9 protein-coding genes are annotated in these 18,614 nt (G+C 63.1%); 6 read left to right on the plus strand and 3 right to left on the minus strand.

All coding sequences use genetic code 11. The features are described from left to right. Window positions 1–16 precede the first annotated feature (16 nt). Window positions 17–1,060 carry a hypothetical protein gene (locus LF599_RS00920; protein ID WP_279521933.1) on the plus strand — a complete coding sequence of 348 codons (1,044 nt, stop codon included), beginning with the start codon at window positions 17–19 and terminating at the stop codon, window positions 1,058–1,060. 3 nt (window positions 1,061–1,063) lie between these two features. Further along, window positions 1,064–3,571, plus strand: coding sequence for a multiheme c-type cytochrome (locus LF599_RS00925; RefSeq protein WP_279521934.1), 2,508 nt, complete (start codon window positions 1,064–1,066; stop codon window positions 3,569–3,571). A gap of 118 nt (window positions 3,572–3,689) precedes the next feature. Here the strand turns inward: LF599_RS00925 and rocD are convergent, their stop codons facing one another. Further along, a complete protein-coding gene (gene rocD / locus LF599_RS00930; protein ID WP_279521935.1) occupies window positions 3,690–4,889 on the minus strand; it encodes an ornithine--oxo-acid transaminase in 1,200 nt (399 codons plus the stop codon). A 173-nt stretch (window positions 4,890–5,062) separates the two neighbouring features. On the opposite strand from rocD, the gene LF599_RS00935 reads away from it, so the two are divergent. Continuing rightward, window positions 5,063–8,158 (plus strand): PAS domain-containing hybrid sensor histidine kinase/response regulator, encoded by a 3,096-nt coding sequence (locus LF599_RS00935; protein ID WP_279521936.1) that lies wholly within the window; start codon window positions 5,063–5,065, stop codon window positions 8,156–8,158. Here LF599_RS00935 and selD read toward each other — a convergent pair. Together selD and LF599_RS00945 are read right to left on the minus strand one after the other, a co-directional pair. After that, a complete protein-coding gene (selD, locus tag LF599_RS00940; protein WP_279521937.1) occupies window positions 8,155–9,204 on the minus strand; it encodes a selenide, water dikinase SelD in 1,050 nt (349 codons plus the stop codon). The two genes, LF599_RS00935 and selD, sit on opposite strands and share 4 nt — an antisense overlap. A gap of 53 nt (window positions 9,205–9,257) precedes the next feature. Further along, on the minus strand, window positions 9,258–9,503 hold the full coding sequence (locus LF599_RS00945; protein WP_279521938.1) for a hypothetical protein: 246 nt from the start codon (window positions 9,501–9,503) through the stop codon (window positions 9,258–9,260). Window positions 9,504–10,852: 1,349 nt separating this feature from the next. On the opposite strand from LF599_RS00945, the gene LF599_RS00950 reads away from it, so the two are divergent. The 3 genes from LF599_RS00950 (at window position 10,853) to LF599_RS00960 (ending at window position 18,612) form a co-directional block, all read left to right on the plus strand. Further along, complete coding sequence (locus LF599_RS00950) at window positions 10,853–11,659, plus strand: YkgJ family cysteine cluster protein (RefSeq protein WP_269940821.1); 807 nt, start codon at window positions 10,853–10,855, stop codon at window positions 11,657–11,659. Between the two features lies 1 nt (window position 11,660). Beyond that, entirely contained in the window at window positions 11,661–12,143 is a 483-nt protein-coding gene (rfaE2, locus tag LF599_RS00955) for a D-glycero-beta-D-manno-heptose 1-phosphate adenylyltransferase (RefSeq protein ID WP_279521939.1), read from the plus strand. A gap of 409 nt (window positions 12,144–12,552) precedes the next feature. Then, window positions 12,553–18,612 carry a PAS domain S-box protein gene (locus tag LF599_RS00960; protein WP_279521940.1) on the plus strand — a complete coding sequence of 2,020 codons (6,060 nt, stop codon included), beginning with the start codon at window positions 12,553–12,555 and terminating at the stop codon, window positions 18,610–18,612. Window positions 18,613–18,614: the final 2 nt, after the last annotated feature.

Raw genomic sequence — 18,614 nt, forward strand, 5'->3', positions numbered from 1 at the left:
CACAAGGAGTGACGTCGTGAATCCCGCTTCCCTCATACCATTGGCCGAACCCATACCCGTGCATTGGGCCTGGTTCGACGTTTTGCTCATCGTGACCTTCACGGCCCATGTGCTGTTCATGAACGCCATGCTCGGCTCGGCCGTCATCGGCCTGGCGCAGGCGGCGCGCGGCCGGGATTCCCTCATTCGCGCCGTGGGCATGAAACTGCCCCCGCTGCTCGCCCTGACCATCAACCTGGGCGTGGCCCCGCTCCTCTTCCTCCAGGTCAACTACGGCAACTTCGACTACGTCAGCTCCGTGCTCATGGGCGGCTGGTGGCTGGCCGTGGTCTTCGTGCTGCTTTATTCCTACTACGGATTCTACCTGTACAAGTTCAAATACGAGGCCATGGGCAAGACCCTGCGCCTGGCCCTGTTCGGCTCGTCCGTGCTCGGCCTGCTCTACGTGGCCTTCATGTTCTCCAACAACATGACCCTCATGCTACGGCCCGACGGCTGGCAGCCGTATTTCGACGGCCACGGCGGCTTCCTGAACTGGCGCGATCCGGCCATCTATCCCCGCTTTCTGCACATGATGGTCGGGACCGTGGCCGTGGGCGGCCTGTTCGCAGCCCTGCTCGGACGGCACAAGGGGAACGAAGAGTTCGTCGAGACCGGCATGTGGTGGTTCACCCGGGCGACCATCGTCAATCTGGCAGTGGGCGTCTGGTTCCTGGTCGCGCTGCCGACCCGGGTGCTTCTCGCCTTCATGGGCGGTTCCCTCCCTGCCACCCTGACCCTGGCCGCCGGAGTCCTCTCGGCGGGCGTCATGCTCGTGGCGGGCTTCCGGGCCGATCCCCGGCGCACCGCGGCCTGGGCCGTCATTACCGTGTTTTTCATGGCCTGCGCCCGCCACTGGGTGCGGACGCTGTACCTGGAGCCGTGGTTCAAGATCGAGACCGTGCCCGTGACCAACCAGTACGGCTCCTTCTATCTCTTTCTCGGATTCGTCGTTGCGGGCGGGGGGCTCGTCGCCTACATGCTCAAGCTTTATTTCAAATCGCGGCAGGGGAGGGCGTAAGTCATGGAATATCCCATCTGGCAACTGACCACTCTGGGCGGCGGCTTCTGGATCGCCGTCATCGCCACCCTGCATGTCTACGTGGCCCACTTCGCGGTGGGCGGCGGCCTGTTCCTGGTCCTGACCGAGCGGGCGGCCTACAAGTCCAATAACCCTCATCTGTTGCAGTATGCCAAGAAGCACACCCGCTTCTTCCTGCTCCTGACCATGGCCTTCGGCGGCGTGTCCGGCGTGGCCATCTGGCTGACCGTGGCCCTGCTCGCGCCGGAGGCGACCATCACCCTCATCCATCAGTTCGTGTTCGGATGGGCCGCCGAGTGGGTCTGTTTCCTGGGCGAGATCGTCGCTCTTATCATCTACTATTACGCCTGGGATTCCATGGACCGCCGCGACCATATGGCCGTGGGCTGGCTCTATTTCCTGTTCGGCTGGCTGTCCCTCTTCCTCATCAACGGGATCGTCGGCTTCATGCTCACCCCGGGCCGGTGGATCGAGACCAAGAGCTTCTGGGACGGCTTCTTCAACCCGTCGTTCTGGCCCTCGCTGGTCTTCCGCTCCTTCTTCTCCGCCGTGTGCGCGGGGCTGTTCGGCTTTGTCACGGCCACCCGCATCAAGGACGAGGCCACCCGGCTGCGCACCGTCCGGGTCTGCTCGGCCTGGACCGTGTTCGGCGTGCTGGCCGTGTTTCTGTCCGGCTGGTGGTACGTGGCCGCCATGCCGCCCGAGCAGTATGAGATGATCGTGTTCAAGTCGAACCGCGTGTCCGACTTCATGCGGTATTTCTGGATATTCGGCGCGGCCACCCTGGTCGGCGGTCTGCTCCTGGCCGTGAAGACGCCCCGGCGCATGTCTTTTGCCCTGGCCCTGGTGGTCCTGGTGGTCGGCCAGGGGCTGTTCGGCTCCTTCGAGTTCATCCGCGAGGCGGGGCGCAAGCCGTACCTCATCTGGGATACGGTCTATTCCTCCTCCATCCTCAAGGCCCGCGTGCCGGTAATCAACCAGCAGGGGGCCATCGCCTCGGCCAAGTGGGCTCCGCCCGAGCTGGCCGACGGCATCACCGAGGAGAACGCCAAGATCGCGGGCGCGTTCCTTTTCCAGCTCGAATGTTCGGCCTGTCACTCGATTCACGGCCCCATGAACGAGATCACGGCGCGCACCGCCCAGTATAACGTGGACGGCATGGACGCCTTCCTGACCGGCATGGGCAAGCTCAACAAATACATGCCGCCTTTCATCGGCAATTCCGAGGAGCGTATGCTCCTGGCCCGGTACATCGCCGAGGACCTGAACGGCCACGCCCCAGAGGAACCCGTTGCGATGCCCGAGATGGCCGAGCCGCCGTCCGCACCCTTTGATCCCGATACCTCGGAATACGTCCTGGTGGGTTGGTGCGCGCGCGGCATGGGCTTCTTCTCGCAGAACGACAAGTGGACCCTGTTGCCGCCGTCCAACGTCATCCGCGCCCAACTGGTGTTGCGCGACCCCGCGCCCGAGCGGGTCATGGACGGCGTGACCATCACCTATTCCATCGAGGCGGACCAGGATTCCCCGGCCCTGACCGGCACGCTTGAGGCCGACGCGGACGCGGGCCGTTTCGAGGCAAGGGTGTCCATCCCGCCTTACGCCAAGGGCGAATACAATCCGCTCCCCGTGGTCACCCTGACCGCGAAGGACGGCTCCGGCGCGGTTCTGGCCACAACCATGGTCGCCGCGCCCACCTCCGACCAGATGGGCTGCTTCAACTGCCACAGCGGCGGAATGATGCAGGACGGGTCCGGCATGGCCTCCGCCACGGTGGAGAACATTCTGGCCACCCATGACCGCATGAATTCCACCAAGCTGGCGCAGACCAAGGGCGTGGTGGAGTGCGTCTCCTGCCACGACGATTCCATCCAGGGAGTGGAGAACAACGCCGACAAGCCCAATCTGTCCGCAGCCATACACGGTGTGCACGCCGTCTACATGGCCGGGCGCGAGGCCGAAGGCTCCTGCCTCAAGTGCCATCCCCAGTCCACCCTGCGGGGCCAGCACGAGCTGCTCGGTTTCACCTGTACCGACTGCCACGGCGAGATCGAGGACCTGGCCGTTTCCCTGCTCAGGGCGGAACAGGAACGGGGCGTCCCCGGCGCGGACCGTCTTCTGGCCCGGATCACGCCGCGGACCATGACCAACAGCGAGGCCATCAAGCCGCGCCGTCCCTGGGTCAACCAGCCCGACTGCCTGACCTGTCATGTGGACTTCGCGCCGCCCGAGACCGATTCGGCCTTCAACGTCTGGACCGAGGACGCGGACGGACTCTTCGCCGCCCGGCGCGACGACATGGACGCCATGAACTGCGGCGCGTGCCACGGTTCGCCCCATGCCGTTTATCCGGCTTCGCCGCGCGACAACATGCAGCCCATGCAGTACATGGGCGAGGCTCAGGCGCTCGGCGCGGGCGGAACCTGCACCGTCTGTCACGTGGAGAGCATGGAGGACCCGGTTCACCATCCGGGCATGGGACTGGATTAGGGCGGCCCGGACCGCCCGCGCGGGGCTTGTGCCCGCATGAAGCCGGACCGGTTCCCGGCGGCCGTCGGCCGCCCGGTTCCCGGTCCGGATTTTTTCGGGGGAGCGGCCAGGGGCCGCGCTATTCGGACAGCACGGGCGCGATCCGTTCCAGCGCCCAGTCGATGTCCTCCTTGGCGATGACCAGGGGCGGGGCGAAGCGGATGATCGTCTCGTGGGTCTCCTTGCAGAGGAGCCCGGTTTCCTTGAGCCGTTCGCAGTAGCGGCGCGCGCCGCCCGCGTCGGCATGGAATTCCACTCCTATCAGCAGGCCCCGGCCTCGAACTTCCTTGATCTTGGGATTGTCGATTCGCCGGAGGCCTTCCATGAAGTATTCGCCCATGACGCGGGCGTTATCGATGAGCCCCTCTTCGGTGAGCGTCCTGAGGGCCGCCCGGGCCACGGCGCATGCCAGGGGATTGCCGCCGAAGGTGGACCCGTGCTCGCCCGGCTTGAGCACCCCGAGAACCTCGGTATTGGAGAGGACTGCCGAGACCGGGTAGAATCCGCCGGACAGAGCCTTGCCGATAAGCGTCAGGTCGGCCTCGATCCCTTCGTGCTCCTCGGCCAAAAGCTTGCCGGTTCGGCCCAGCCCGGTCTGGATCTCGTCCAGGATGAGCACGACGCCCGTTTCGCTGCATATGCGCCGCACATCCCCGAGATAGCCGTCCGGCGGAATGACGACCCCGGCTTCTCCCTGGATGGGCTCCACGAGAAAAGCCACGGTATTTGGGGTGATCGCCTTTTCGAGGGCTTCGGCGTCGCCGAAGTCGATGATCTTGAAGCCCGGCGTGAACGGGCCGAAGCCGGTTGTGGACACCGGATCGGTGGAGAAGGAGATGATCGAGATGGTCCGGCCGTGGAAGTTGTTGCGGCAGACGATGATTTCGGCCTTGTTTTCGGGCACGCCCTTGACCTGGTAGCCCCATTTGCGGACGGCCTTGATGGCGGTCTCCACCGCTTCGGCCCCGGAGTTCATGGGCAGAACCTTGTGGGATCTGGTCAGGTCGCAAAGCTCTTTGTAGAACGGGCCGAGCTGGTCGTTGCGGAAGGCGCGTGACGTCAGGGTGAGCCTCTCGGCCTGGTCCGTCAGGGCCTGCATGATTTTCGGGTGGCAGTGCCCCTGGTTCACGGCGGAATAGGCGGACAGGCAGTCCATGTACTTTTTTCCGTCCACGTCCCATACCCAAATGCCCCGTCCGCGTTCGAGGACCACGTCGAGCGGTTTGTAGTTGTGTGCGCCGAATTCGTCTTCGAGCAGGATGAAGCGGTCTGATTGCATGGCGTTCCTCGCGGGTTGAGGTTCTCGGGAGCCCCGCTGCGAAGAGAAGGGCTCTTGAAACGTACCGTTCATTTCCCGCGCGTTCAACCAGGATTGGAAGAAATACGTTGTTTCAAGTGGAAAAAAGCGGTGGTTTCCGGTAAATGCTAAATACTGTCAAATGGAACGAGCCTATGATCGATCCTGAAACGAGCGAATGGGCCGCCGAGCCCTCCAAGGATTCGTCTTATCCCGGCGCGCGGGATGAGCCGTTCGTCGATTCCGCATGCTTTGTGGGGTTGTGCGGCGCCTTGGGCGACGGCGTGGTCGGCACCGATCTCTGCGGCGTTATCCACGAGGCCAATGCCGCTTTCTGCTCCCTGATAGGCTATGATCGGAGCGAAGTGATAGGTCGGACCGTGCTCGATTTCACCCCTGAGAACGAACGGGCGGGCGAGGAGGAGATGATCCTCGGTATGCTTGAGTCCGACGGCGAGTCCCGGGAGTTCGAGAAGGGGCTGATCTCCCGCGACGGCAGGAAGCTGCTGGTCCGGGTCAGTTGCCGGCCGCAGCGCGATCGGTCCGGAAAGGCCGTGGCCCTGTGGGGACTTTTCCGCGATATCACCGACCTCCGTCCGGCCGGGGGCGTGAGCAACGAGAGCCTGGAGATGTATCGTTTCCTGGCGGAAAATGCCGCCGACATCATCTGGACCATGGACAACGAGGGCCGGTACACCTATGTCAGCCCGTCCGTGGAGCGTATTCGGGGATACAAGCCCGACGAGATGATCGGGATGCGGGCCGAGGAGGCCGTATGCTCCGAGTCTCTGGACAAGAGTTGGGCGCTCTGGGAGGAAGCCGACGAAGCCATGCAGCGCCTTCCCGGCTCGTCGCCGACCATTCGGCTCGAATTGCGCTTCCTGAAGAAGGACGGCGTCAGAATCTGGGGCGAGTCCATGTCCCGGAGGCTTTTGAGGCCGGACGGCATTCCCGAAGGCTACATCGGCATTACGCGGGACATTACCGAGCGCAAGCGGATCGAGGAGCGGCTTCGCACCAGCGAGCATTTCCTCCAGGCCATGATAAACGCCACCGAGGATTCGGTGGGGCTGTTCCAGGTGGACGGCACGGTCCTGGCCATGAACAAGAACATGGCCAGGTTTTTCGGCCTGTCCGGCAAGGCTGCCGGGCAGAGCGTCTTCGACTTCATCCCCCAGATCCTCCAACCCCTTATCCGCCGTTTTTTTCAACAGGTAGTGGAGACGCGCAAGCCGTTGACCGAGCAGGTGGTCTGGTCCGGCAAGATTCTCGACGGGGTTATTTATCCCGTGATGGACGGCGGCGAGATCACGGCCATCGCCGTGTACGGCCGGGACGTGACCGAGGCGCGGTTCGCCGAGGAGGCGCGCAAGAAGACCCAGGAGCAGTACAGGCTCATCGTGGAAACGGCCAACGAGGGCATCCTCGGTCTGGACGCGAACCAGATGGTCACTTACGCCAACAAGATCGTGGCCGACTTTTTGGGCTGCAAGGTGGAGAATCTCATCGGCCGGAACCTCCTTGATTTCGTGGCCCCGGCCGAGCTGGAGGACAGCGAAAAGCGTTTGAAGCTGCGCCTGTCGGGCAAGCGCGAGCGATATGAGCGGCGTTTCCTGCGGCGGGACGGGGCCGAGGTTTGGGGCATGGTCTCGTCCACGCCGCTCATGGCCGAGGACGGCAGACTGCTCGGGGTGTTCGCCATGATCGCGGACATCACCGAGGTCAAGCGGGCCCATGAGCGGCTGTTGACCATTCTGGACGGGATCAGCGCGGACGTGTACGTGACCGACTTCGCGACCGACGAGATATTGTTCATGAACGCGAGGATGGGCAGGCATTACGGTCCCATCAAGAACGGAATGCTTTGCCACAAGCTCGTTCGGAATTTGGACAGCCGTTGTCCTCACTGCCCCAAGCCCAGACTGGTGGACGAAAACGGTGTGCCAGTGGGTACTCTGGTCACGGAGCGGTACTACGAACGGCAGAAGTGCTGGAACCTCAACCATGACCGGGCCATCCGCTGGCTTGAGGGCAGGCTCGTGCACATGCACATGGCCGCGGACATCACCGAGCTCAAGACCATGGCCTCCGAACTGAAGGAAGCCATGGCCAAGGCCGAGGCGGCCAGCCTGGCCAAGAACGAGTTCCTGGCGAACATGAGCCACGAGATCCGCACGCCCCTTCATGGGTTGCTCGGCATGTTGCAGCTCATGCAGCTCAGCAGCCTCGAACCCCTGCAACGCGATTATCTGGAAACGGCCCTCAACTCCGGGCGCAGTCTGCTCCAGGTGCTCAACGACATCCTCGATCTTTCCAAGGTGGAGTCGGGCAAGCTGGAGTTGGAGCCGGCCCCCTTCGAACTGGGGGAGGTGCTGGATCAGGTGGTCTCCACCTTCCGCCACGAGGTGGAGGAGCGCGGCGTGTCCATGACATGGGAGATCGACGAGACGTTGCCCCGGCATTTCATGGCCGACAAGGGGCGGCTACGCCAGATTCTCTTCAATCTGGTGGGCAATGCGGTCAAGTTCACCCCGGCCGGGTCCATCGAGGTCCGCGCCTATCCGCTTCAGCCGGTCGCGGACACCGAGACCGGCCGGCTGCTTTTCGAAGTCTCGGACACGGGCATCGGCATTCCGGCCGACAAGGTGAGCACCGTGTTCGATCCGTTCACCCAGGTGGACGGATCCTCGACCCGCAAGTATCAGGGGACGGGCCTGGGACTCGGCATCGTCCGGCGGCTGGTCCATCTTATGGGCGGGTATATCAGCGTGGACACCGAGGAGGAAGTGGGAACCACAGTCTACTTCACCATCGACAGCCGAAGCGTGGAGCCGATGTTCGGCGCGGGCGATTCCGAATGCCGGACATCCGCCGAGGACGGACTGTCCATTCTGGTCGCCGAGGACGAGCGGGTCAACCGCGTGGTCATTCAGCGCATTCTGGAAAAGCTCGGTCATCGGGTCGAGTGCGTGGGAAGCGGCGAGGAGGCCCTCAAAATTCTGAGAGGGCGGTCTTTCGACCTTTTCCTTACGGACATACAGATGCCCGGCCTGGACGGGGTGGCCACCACACAGGTCATTCGCAACGAGTTGGGGTTGGATATCCCGGTTATCGCCCTGACCGCGCACGCCATGCAGGGAGACCGGGACCGTTTCATCGAAGCGGGCATGAACGGCTACGTGGCCAAGCCCTTCGAAATTGACGGCCTGAAACTGGAAATCGAGCGGGTCCTGGGCCGGACCGAATCCTAGATCACGGAAAGGGGATGGGCTCCCGGAAGCGCGGCTAGCGCGCGGCCCACAACGGCTCCGGTTTCTCCGGCGGCTTCGAGCATGGACAGTGCTCGATCCACGAGCTTTGGCGGCACGGCCAGCAGGAGGCCACCCGAGGTTTGGGCGTCGAACATGAGATCGAAATGGATGGGGTCGAGGCCGTCGTCGGCGTTGACCTTCGGCAGGTAGTGCCTGCGGTTGCAGATGGACCCGGCGGGCAAAAGGCCCATGGACGCCATGTCCAGTGCGCCGGGCAGCAGCGGCACGTCTTTCATGCGCAGTTCCAGCGTCACGCCGCTCGCTTCGGCCAGCTCGATCATGTGGCCGCCCAGGCCGAACCCGGTGATGTCCGTGGCTCCCGTCAGGCCGAGCTTGCGGATAATCATGCCGCCGGTCTTGTTCAGCTTGCCGCAGGTTTGGAAGAGCAGGTCCTCCATTTCCTCACAGCCGGGCATCTCGCCCTTGACCGCCGTGGCCAGCACCCCTGTTCCGACGGGTTTGGTCAGGATCAGCACGTCGTCGGGCCTGACGCCCCGGTTGGAGGCGAAACGGCCGGGGTCCACGGCCCCGGATACGGCCAGGCCGTACTTGATCTCGGGGTCGTCCACGCTGTGCCCGCCGCTGGGCACCGCGCCCGCTTCCTCGACGGCGTCGTTGCCCCCGCGCAGGACTTCGGCCAGCACGGACATGGGCAGTTTGTCAGCCGGGAAGCAGACGATGTTCATGGTCGCCCACGGTTCGCCGCCCATGGCGTAGACGTCGGACAGGGCGTTGGCCGCCGCGATGCGGCCGAACTTGTAGGGATCGTTGACCACGGGAGTGAAGAAATCCACGGTCTGGACCAGGGCCTTGCCCGGGGGAAAAGACAATATGGCAGCGTCCTCGTTGTCGCCGGGGCCACCGGCGAGTACGCGGTCGTCAGGTCGGACCTTGAGGCCCGAAAGTGCTGTCTCCAGGTCCCCCGGAGTGATCTTCGCCGCTCAGCCCGCGGCTTTGACCATCTGGACCAGTTTCAACTTTTCCATGTCTTCTCCTTGCGTTCCCTACCTATCAGAGCGTGGCGGCAAGGGGAAGGGCGCTAAGCGGCCGCCTTCCCTTTTTTTGCAATGTTTGTTGCGGAATGGGGGTGGGTTTGAGGGGATTTTTTGCGGGATGGTGCGCCAGCTTGATAAGGCAGGCGCGCCTTTGGCGCGAGAGCCAGTGGGGTCGGCTTTGCCTCCCCAGCTTCCATGCCCTGCGCGGGCGGCGGATCTTTTTTGCTTGCCCAAAAAAGAACCAAAAAAGGGCCTTTCGCCAGCCCGGCCGCCCGCAGGATCTTCGGCAAGAATCCGATCCGCTCGGGTCGGCTCCACCCGATCAAAAGTATAAGTCCTTCTCTGGTGGCCCGCTCCCCACTATCGATAGCACTTTCTTGATCGTCACAGGAGCCGCCGCCTCTTCGCGGTCGGCTTCTAGGCCGCTGATCCAGGGCTAGTGCTAGTAGGACCTTTAAGGGGGGCGGTCGCCTTTGGGTGTTTTTAGGAGAACGAAGAGCCTGAAATAGGCCCTTCCCGCGTTGGAAGACATGGCCTCGCTTGCGCAGGAGACGTTCGAAAGCCGGGGCCTAGAGCCTGTCTGAAGCGGCGAAGCGTAGGCCGACTGCGTCTGCCAAAGGCAGACATCCTGTCGGGCAGCGAAAGCCGCTACAGGCTCTTGGCCACTGCTTTCGGGAGTACGCAGGGCCGAAAAGCGCAGTTTTTGCTTCCTTTTTTCTGCGCCAGCAAAAAAGGAAGTCGCCGTAAAGGCGAAATAAAACGTAAGGATGACGCGCGCCGTCGAACGCGAAGCGCGCTAATATCCACGCGCTACATCACCTTGCCTTTGGGAGGGTTTTCGTCTCGTTTATGGAAGCTCTTTCCGAGAACGAAGAACCTCAAATAAGCCTTCTCGCGCCAGAAGGCAGAACCTCGCTTGCGCGGGAGACGTTCGAAAGCCGGGGCCTAGAGCCTGTCTGAAGCGGCGAAGCGTAGGCCGACTGCGTCTGCCAAAGGCAGACATCCTGTCGGGCAGCGAAAGCCGCTACAGGCTCTTGGCCACTGCTTTCGGGAGTGCGCAGGGCCAAAAAGCGCAGTTTTTGCTTCCTTTTTTCTGCGCCAGCAAAAAAGGAAGTCGCCGTAAAGGCGAAATAATACGTGATGAAGACGCGCACCGTCGAACGCGAAGCGCGCTAATATTCTCGCGCTACATCATACTCGCCTTTGCGAGGGTTTTCGTCTCGTTTATGGAAGCTCTTTCCGAGAACGAAGAACCTCAAATAAGCCTTCTCGCGCCAGAAGGCAGAAAACCTCGCTTGCGCGGAAGATCATTCGAAAGCCGTTACAGGCTCTTGGCCACTGCTTTCGGGAGTACGCAGGGCCAAAAAGCGCAGTTTTTGCTTCCTTTTTTCTGCGCCAGCAAAAAAAGAAGTCGCCGTAAAGGCGAAATAAAGCGTAAGGATGACGCGCACCGTCGAACGCGAAGCGCGGCAACCCCAACCGCGCTACCCCTCCCCCCCCCAAAAATGCAAAGGAAGGACGGCCTCCACCATGTAGCGGAAGCCCGCCCTTCCTTTGCGTTTCCTCCCCTCAAGTGCTAGGAGGACTCACGCCCGCCGCCGCTCGGCGGACGAAAATGGGAACATCCCCGGAGAACAACATGGAAAGCGACGAGACCAAGGAATTTCTGGACTCTCTTCCTGAACTGGAAGAGGGCAAGACATACTGTTTCAAGTGCTACCCGGGCATCGAGTGCTTCAACGCGTGCTGCTCGGACCTGGACATGGTTCTGACCCCCTATGACATCCTGCGTATGCGGGCCGCGCTGGGCATGTCGTCCCTCGACTTCCTGCGCGTCCACGCCGTGGGGCACCATGCGCCGGACACCAATTTCCCCGTGTTCAAGTTCAAGATGCTGGACAACGCCAAACGCTCCTGCGCCTTCGTCACTCCCGAGGGATGCCGCATTTACGAGGACCGGCCCGGCGCATGTCGCATGTATCCGCTTGGCCGGGCCACCCGGCCCGACGGCAAGGGCGGCGTGCTGGAACAGTTCTTTATCGTGCGCGAGGACCATTGCAGGGGATTCCTCGAAAAGGACGAATGGACCGGCGAATCCTGGAAACAGGACCAGGGCTTCAAGGACTACACCGCCTTCAACGACAGGTACATGAACATCCTGTCCCGTACCCGTCAGCTCGGCCATCCCATTTCGGACAAGCTCAGCCAGATGGCCATTCTTGCCTTCTACAAGATCGACGAATTCCAAGGCTTCATCCAGAAGATGCAGCTTTTCGAACGCGTGGAGGTGGACGAGAAGCGGCAGAAGGCCATTCTCGAAAACGAGAACGTGGCCCTGTCCTTCGCCATGGACTGGTTCGAGCTTGTGCTCTTTCAGGATATGACCAAGCTCAAGCCCAAGAACGTGCCCCTGCGTCGCAAGGGCGTCCGTCCCGGAGGAGAATAACATGGCCCTGCCCGAAAATGCCAAGCTCATGAGCATCCGGACCTTCCTCAAGCGGAAGGCGGAGTTCGCTCCCGGCCATCGGCTCGTCTTCACCAACGGGTGCTTCGACGTGCTTCATCCCGGTCACGTGGACCTGCTTCGGCGCGCCCGCGCCCTGGGCGACTCCCTGATCCTCGGGCTCAACTCCGACGAGTCCGTCAGGATGCTCGGCAAGGGCGACGACCGCCCGCTCAACACGGCCGAGGAGCGCGCCTTCGTGCTCGCCGGTCTGGACTGCGTGGACTTCATCGTCATCTTCCACGAATCCACTCCGCTGGAACTCATCAAGGCGTGCCGACCGAAGGTCCTGGTCAAGGGCGGCGACTGGCCCGTGGACCAGATCGTCGGCGCGGACGTGGTCGCCAAGGCGGGCGGCGAGGTGCACAGCCTGCCGCTGCTTGAGGGATACTCCACCACCGCCTTCCTGGAGAAGGTGCGGGGATAATCGTCCCGGCGTCCTCGGGACGCCGGAGCGTTGCAATTGTTTTTGCGGGACGGTTCGCGCCGTCCCGCCGTGCATTCATGGCGCGTGACGCGGGGGCTCCGTCCGGGGCTCCCGCTTTCGTTTCGAGGGGGATTCGACCCTACTCGCGGTTTGACTTTTCTCCTTTTCCAATCCAATATAATCAATACGATGTATCGTTCCGGACGTTGCTCGTCGATCGGGTGATCGGACGACCTTTTCGCCGTTGGCGAGCCGGGGCCAATGCGTCCGTTCGGCGCGAGCCGCCTGTTTTGGGCAGGCTCCTTGCCGGGTGTCCATGAACCCTATCGCCAGGGGGACCATGCCGCTTAGCCGATTGCTCTGCATTGTCTGCTGTCTGCTCTCTCTTCTCGTTTCACCGGGAAGGGCTTTGTCCGATGACGCTGTTCCGGCGTCTCCCCAACTCACCGCTCTTGAGCGGCAATGGCTCGACGCGCATCCGGTCGTCCGCCTCGGCGGCGATCCCGGGTTCGCTCCGTTCGAGTATTTGGACGCCGACGGCAATTATCGCGGTATCGTCATGGAGTATCTGGAACTTCTCGGGAAGATGCTTGGCGTGAAATTTCAGGTCGAGTCGGGCGGCGAATGGCGGGATACGGTGCGCAAGGCCAAGGCCGGGGACCTGGACGGGCTCGCCTGCGTGGGCGTCAGCGAGGAGCGGCGGCAGTTTTTCCTTTTCACCCGGCCGTATCTGACCGCTCCGCAGGTGGTTTTTTCCCGCAAGGGAGGCAAGCGTCCCGCTTCCGAGGAGGAGATGGGCAATCTCCTCGTGGGCGTCCAGGACTCCTCGCTGAATCACATTTGGGTCAGCTCCATGAAGGACAGCTACCCCATTCTCTATCCATCGGCCCAGGAAGCCTTTCTCGCCCTGAGCGCGGGCGAGATCGACGTGGTGGTGGACAACCTTTCCACGGCTACATGGATCGTCGACCAGTACAATCTGGGCAACGTGGAAGTGGCCTTTCCCCTGGCCGACGCGCCGCAGGGGCTGGCCATTGGCGTGAGCAAGAATCTGCCCGAGCTGGCCACCATCCTGGACAAGGCGCTCGCGGCCATTCCGCGCGACGTGGCGCTGGAAATCCAGAATCGGGGACGGCGGGAGGCCGGGGCCGGGAGCGGCCAGGCCCGCGTGGAACTGACGACCGAGGAAGAGGCGTGGATCGCGGCCCATCCCGAAATAGACATCGCGGTCATGGCCGCCTGGCCGCCGTTGAATTTCGTGGACAACGAAGGTCGTCCCGCCGGTATAGGGGTGGACGTCATCCGCTTGCTGGCCGAGCGCGTCGGGTTGGATGTGAAGCTTCAGGGCGGCGCGTTCGGCGACAATCTGAACGCGGTGCGGGAAGGACGGCTGGACGGCCTCATGGATGTGACGCCCAAGCCGGAGCGGGCGGTCTACCTCAACTTCACGGAACCGTATCTCAATATTCCGCACGTCATCATCGGCCGGGCCGGGGACGACTATTTTTATGACGAGTCCTTGCTCGACGGGAATGTGCTGGCGTTGGAAAAAGGGTTCGGCAATGTGGCCTATTTCCGCGAGCGTCATCCCCGGGTGAAGATTCTGGAGCTCGAAGACACCAGCGCGTGCCTTGCCGCCGTTTCAACAGGCAGGGCGGACGCCTATGCGGGAAACAGGGCGGTCGCCACCTACCTGATCGCCAAGGAACTGCTGACGAATCTACAGGTTCAGGGCAAGCTCAGGAAACCCGGATCGATTCTCTCCATCGGCCTCCGCAAGGACGAGCCGCTTCTGGTTTCCATTCTCGACAAGGCACTGGATTCGATGACCCCGGCCGACTGGCTGCTTATCCAGAGGCGGTGGACCGGAGCGGACGCGAACTTTCGCAAGTTCGTTCCGACCGCGGAGCAGGCCAAGTGGCTGGAAAGCCACGGCGACATCAGGGTTGGCGTGGAACCCGGCTGGATGCCTTACTCCGACGTCGCGGGCGAACGGTTTGAAGGAGTCCTTGCCGAATACGTTTCGGCCCTGTCCGGGAAGTTGGGCGTTTCGATGACCGCCGCCACCGGCATTAGCTGGCAAACGGCCATGGACATGGCCGCCAAGGGGCAGCTCGACGTCGTGGCGGGAGTGACGCCCACTCCTGAGCGGCAGCGGTATCTGCGTTTTACCAAGCCTTTTCTTCAGGTCCCGGTCGTGCTCGTGACCAGGGATGAGGCCTTGTTCATCCGCAGCCTGGACGATCTGCGCGGCAAGCGCGTGGCCGTGGTCCGAGGCCGGGTGACGGAGGAGTATCTTCGGACGGGACATCCAAAGATATCGGTTCTGCCCCGGGAAACCCTGAAGGAGGCGTTGGGGGCCGTGCGGGAGGGCGACGCGGACGCCATGATGGACGATATGGGAGCCATCACCTACGCCATCAAGCTCAACGACATGAAGGGGCTCATCGTCGCCGCGACCACCGAGTACGAGCTGAACCTCGCTTTCGGCGTGCGCAAGGACTGGCCGGAGCTGGTGAGCATTTTGAACGAGGCGTTGAAGACCATCCCCGAAGCCGAGCGGCGCAGTTTCTTCGACCGCTGGGTGAATGTGCACGTGGAGACCCAGGTGGACTGGCTGCGGGTATGGCTCATCGTGCTCGGCGTGGCGGCCGTGGGCGGAGCCGTCCTGTGGGCCGTCCTGGCCTGGAACCGCAGGCTGGCCCGCGAGGTGGCCGAGCGCACAGCGGCTGAGCGCAAGCTGCAGGCCATGAGCGGGGCGGTGCACGACGCCATGGTCATGATAAACGGCCAGGCCGAGGTCAAATACTGGAACTTGGCGGCGGAGCAGATGTTCGGCATCACGGCCGAAGAGGCCCTGGGCGGCGATCTGCATGATCTCGTCGGCCCCGAATGGAGCCGCGAGGCCGCCCGGGAAGGGTTGGCCGGTTTCCGCGAGACCGGACAGGGGGCGGTTGTGGGCAGCCTCCGGGAAATAGTCGCTATCCGGGGGGACGGCACGGAATTCCCGGCCGAGCTGGCGGTGTCGTCCTTCCGCCTGGACGACGGCTGGTATGCGGTGGGCACCATCCGGGACCTGACCCGGCGCAAGGAGGCCGAAAGGCAGTTGACCCGGCTCTACAACGCCGTGGAGCAGAGCCCGGTGTCCATCCTCATTACCGACACCTCCGGCAAAATCGAATACGTGAATCCTTATTTCACCCGGCTTACCGGCTACGCCGCCGAGGAAGTGATCGGCCGCAACCCTCGCATTTTGAAATCCGGCGGGCACGACGCCGAATTCTACGGCAAGATGTGGGAGACCATCACTCGCGGCGAGATATGGACCGGCGAGATCGTCAACCGGAAGAAAAACGGCGAATTGCATTGGGAGAACGCCACCATTTCCCCGCTCAAGGACGAGGATGGAAACATCGCCAGCTTCCTGGCCGTGAAGCAGGACGTCACCGACCGAAAGCTCGCCGAGCAGGCGCTCGCCGAGGCCCAGGAGGACAGCCGGCTCATTCTCGAAAGCGTGGGAGAGGGCGTCATGGGAGTGGACGCCGAGGGCCGGATCATCTTCGTGAACCCGACCGGGCTCAAGCTGCTCGGATACGGGCAGGACGAGCTCATGGGGGCCGACCTGCACCGGACGATCCATCATTCGCGCCCTGACGGCAGCCCGTACCCGGCGGAACTCTGTCCCGTGCGGGAAGCCTATTCCCAGGGACGCAATTGCCGGGTGGCCGACGAATGCCTGTGGCGCAAGGACGGCACCGGGTTCGCCGCGGAGTACACCGCCGTGCCCATGCGGCGGGGCGGCATGACCATCGGGGCGGTCCTGGTCTTCCAGGACATCACGGCGCGCAGGCAGGCTGAAGAGGCGCTCCGCGAGAAGCAGCGTCAGCTTAGGGCCATTATCGACAACCTGCCGAGCATGGTCGCCCTCAAGGACCGGGAGGGCCGGTATCTGATGGTCAACGAATTCTTCGAGGAGGCCGTCGGCGTCCCGGTGGAGGCGGTGCTGGGCAAGACCGACGCCGAGAGCCTGCCCCCCGAAGCGGCCGGTCCGCTCATGGCCGTGGACCGGGAGGTCCTGGAGAGCGGACGGATGCGCGTTTGCGAGGAGGAGGTGCCGCACCCGGACGGCACGGTTCACACCTATCTGACCACCAAGGTTCCGTTGCAGGACGAGACCGGCGAGGTGGACAAGCTGGTGGTCCTCGCCACGGACATCACCGGCCGCCGCAGGATGGAGCGGGAGCTCGTCGAAGCCAAGAATCTCGCCGAGGAGGCCACCCGGGCCAAGTCCGACTTCCTGGCCAACATGTCCCACGAAATCCGCACGCCCATGAACGCCATCCTGGGTATGAGCCACCTCGCCATGCAGACGGAGCTGTCGCCCAAGCAGGTGGATTATTTAGGCAAGATCGATTCCTCGGCCAAGGCGCTTTTGCGGATCATCAACGATATCCTGGATTTTTCCAAGATTGAGGCGGGCAGACTGGAGGTCGAGAAAACCGGATTCCATCTGGAGGAGGTGCTCGACAGCCTGGTGAATCTGGTCGGCGTCCCGGCCCAGGAAAAGGGACTGGAGCTGTTGGTCTCCGTGGCTCCGGGCGTGCACGAGAACCTGGTGGGCGATCCCCTCCGCCTCGGCCAGATTCTCACCAACCTGGCGGGCAACGCCGTCAAGTTCACGGAGAGCGGGGAAATCCACATCAGTGTGGAGGAAGTGGAATCGTCCGATGACGATGTCCTGCTCAGTTTCGAGGTCCGGGATACCGGCATGGGCATGACCGGCCCGCAGATGGAGAAGCTGTTCACGGCGTTTACCCAGGCCGATGTCTCGACCACTCGCAAGTTCGGCGGCACCGGGCTCGGTCTGACCATCTCGAAGCAGCTCGTGGCCATGATGGGGGGCGAGATCGGGGTGACGTCGGAAAAGGGCGTGGGATCGACGTTCCGGTTCACGGTGCGCTTCGGCCTGCTCGACAAGCCGCTCAGGCGGTTCAAGGTCAGGGATTCCCTCAAGGGCATGAAGATTCTGGTGGTCGACGACAACCTGACCTCTCGGGAGATTCTGTCGGGCATTCTCAGGTCCTTCGACTTCAAGGTGGACACCGTGTCCGGCGCGGCCGAGGCCCTGGATCGGCTGGAGGCGGCCGAACCGCCCTACAGGCTGGTGCTCATGGATTGGCGGATGCCCGGCATGGACGGCATCGAGGCGTCCCGGCGGATCAAGGAGAACCGGCATCTCAAGGACACGCCCACGATCATCATGATTACGGCCTACGGACGGGAGGAGGTCATGCAGCAGGCGGACAATCTCGGCCTGGAAGGCATCCTGCTCAAGCCGGTCAGCCAGTCCGTGCTGTTCAACACCATCATGGAAGTGTTCGGCGAATCCTTCCAGGTGGAGTCGCGCGCGAAAAGGGGCGGGGGAATGCTGGCCGAGGCAAGGGAAAAGGCCGGCGGTGCGCGGGTCCTGCTGGCGGAGGACAACTCCGTCAACCGGCAGGTGGCCACCGAGATACTGGAGCAGGCGGGCCTTTTCGTGTCCGTTGCGGAGAACGGCGGAAAGGCTGTGGAGCTGGCCGGGCGCGAGGATTTCGACATCATCCTCATGGATATCCAGATGCCCGAGATGGACGGCTTCGAGGCGACCCGTATCATTCGCGAGTCCGCGCGGAACAGCGGCACGCCGATTCTGGCCATGACCGCTCACGCCATGAGCGGCGACGAGGAGAAGAGCCTCAGGGCGGGAATGGACGGGCACCTGACGAAACCCATCGACGTGGACAAGCTGTACGGCGCGCTCATCCGGTGGGTGCGCGGCAAGGGCGGGCCGGAACAGGCCTTGCCCGAAGCTGGCTCGGACGAAAGCGGGGCCGGTCTGCCCGAGAGCCTGCCGGGCTTCGATCTCGACGCAGGGCTGGCGCGGGTCGGCGGCAACGAGAAATTATACAGGAAATTGCTGCTCGAATTGCGTAATGATTATGTCGGAACCCCTGGCGAGCTTCGGCAGGCTCTGGCGAACCGCGACTTCCCGGAAGCGTCGCACCTGGCGCACGCTCTCAAGGGTGTTGCCGGAAACCTGGGGGCCGAAAGGCTTCAGGAGACGGCCAGGGCCGTGGAGGCGGCAGCCACGGCGGGAACGGATTTCACCGCCGAGTTGGACGCCTTTGACGAGGTCTTTGGCGAGGCCGTGCGGGCTCTCGCCGCGATCCCGGACGCGGGGGACGAGGCGGACAAGGGCGCGCTTCCGGCCTCCTTCGAGATGTTGATCGAGGCCCTTGAGGAGATGCGGCAGGCCTTGCGCACTCGGAAGCCGAAACTGTGCCGCGAGGCGTTGGAGAGGATGAAGGCGCTCCAGTGGCCGGAGTCCCTCCGAAAGGAGTTCTCCCGAGTCGGGATGCTCGTCGGGAAATACGATTTCAAGGCGGCGCTTTCGCTGGTGGAAAGCATGGACGACAAGCTCAAGGAGTAGAC

Source organism: Pseudodesulfovibrio thermohalotolerans, from assembly GCF_021353295.2.
Lineage (GTDB): Bacteria > Desulfobacterota > Desulfovibrionia > Desulfovibrionales > Desulfovibrionaceae > Pseudodesulfovibrio > Pseudodesulfovibrio thermohalotolerans.

Bases quoted from the DNA above. Each gene is read 5' to 3' on its own strand.
- LF599_RS00950 (WP_269940821.1), top strand. From the start codon at position 10,853: ATGGAAAGCGACGAGACCAAGGAATTTCTGGACTCTCTTCCTGAACTG.
- LF599_RS00935 (WP_279521936.1), top strand. From the start codon at position 5,063: ATGATCGATCCTGAAACGAGCGAATGGGCCGCCGAGCCCTCCAAGGAT.
- rfaE2 (WP_279521939.1), top strand. From the start codon at position 11,661: ATGGCCCTGCCCGAAAATGCCAAGCTCATGAGCATCCGGACCTTCCTC.
- LF599_RS00925 (WP_279521934.1), top strand. From the start codon at position 1,064: ATGGAATATCCCATCTGGCAACTGACCACTCTGGGCGGCGGCTTCTGG.
- rocD (WP_279521935.1), bottom strand. From the start codon at position 4,889: ATGCAATCAGACCGCTTCATCCTGCTCGAAGACGAATTCGGCGCACAC.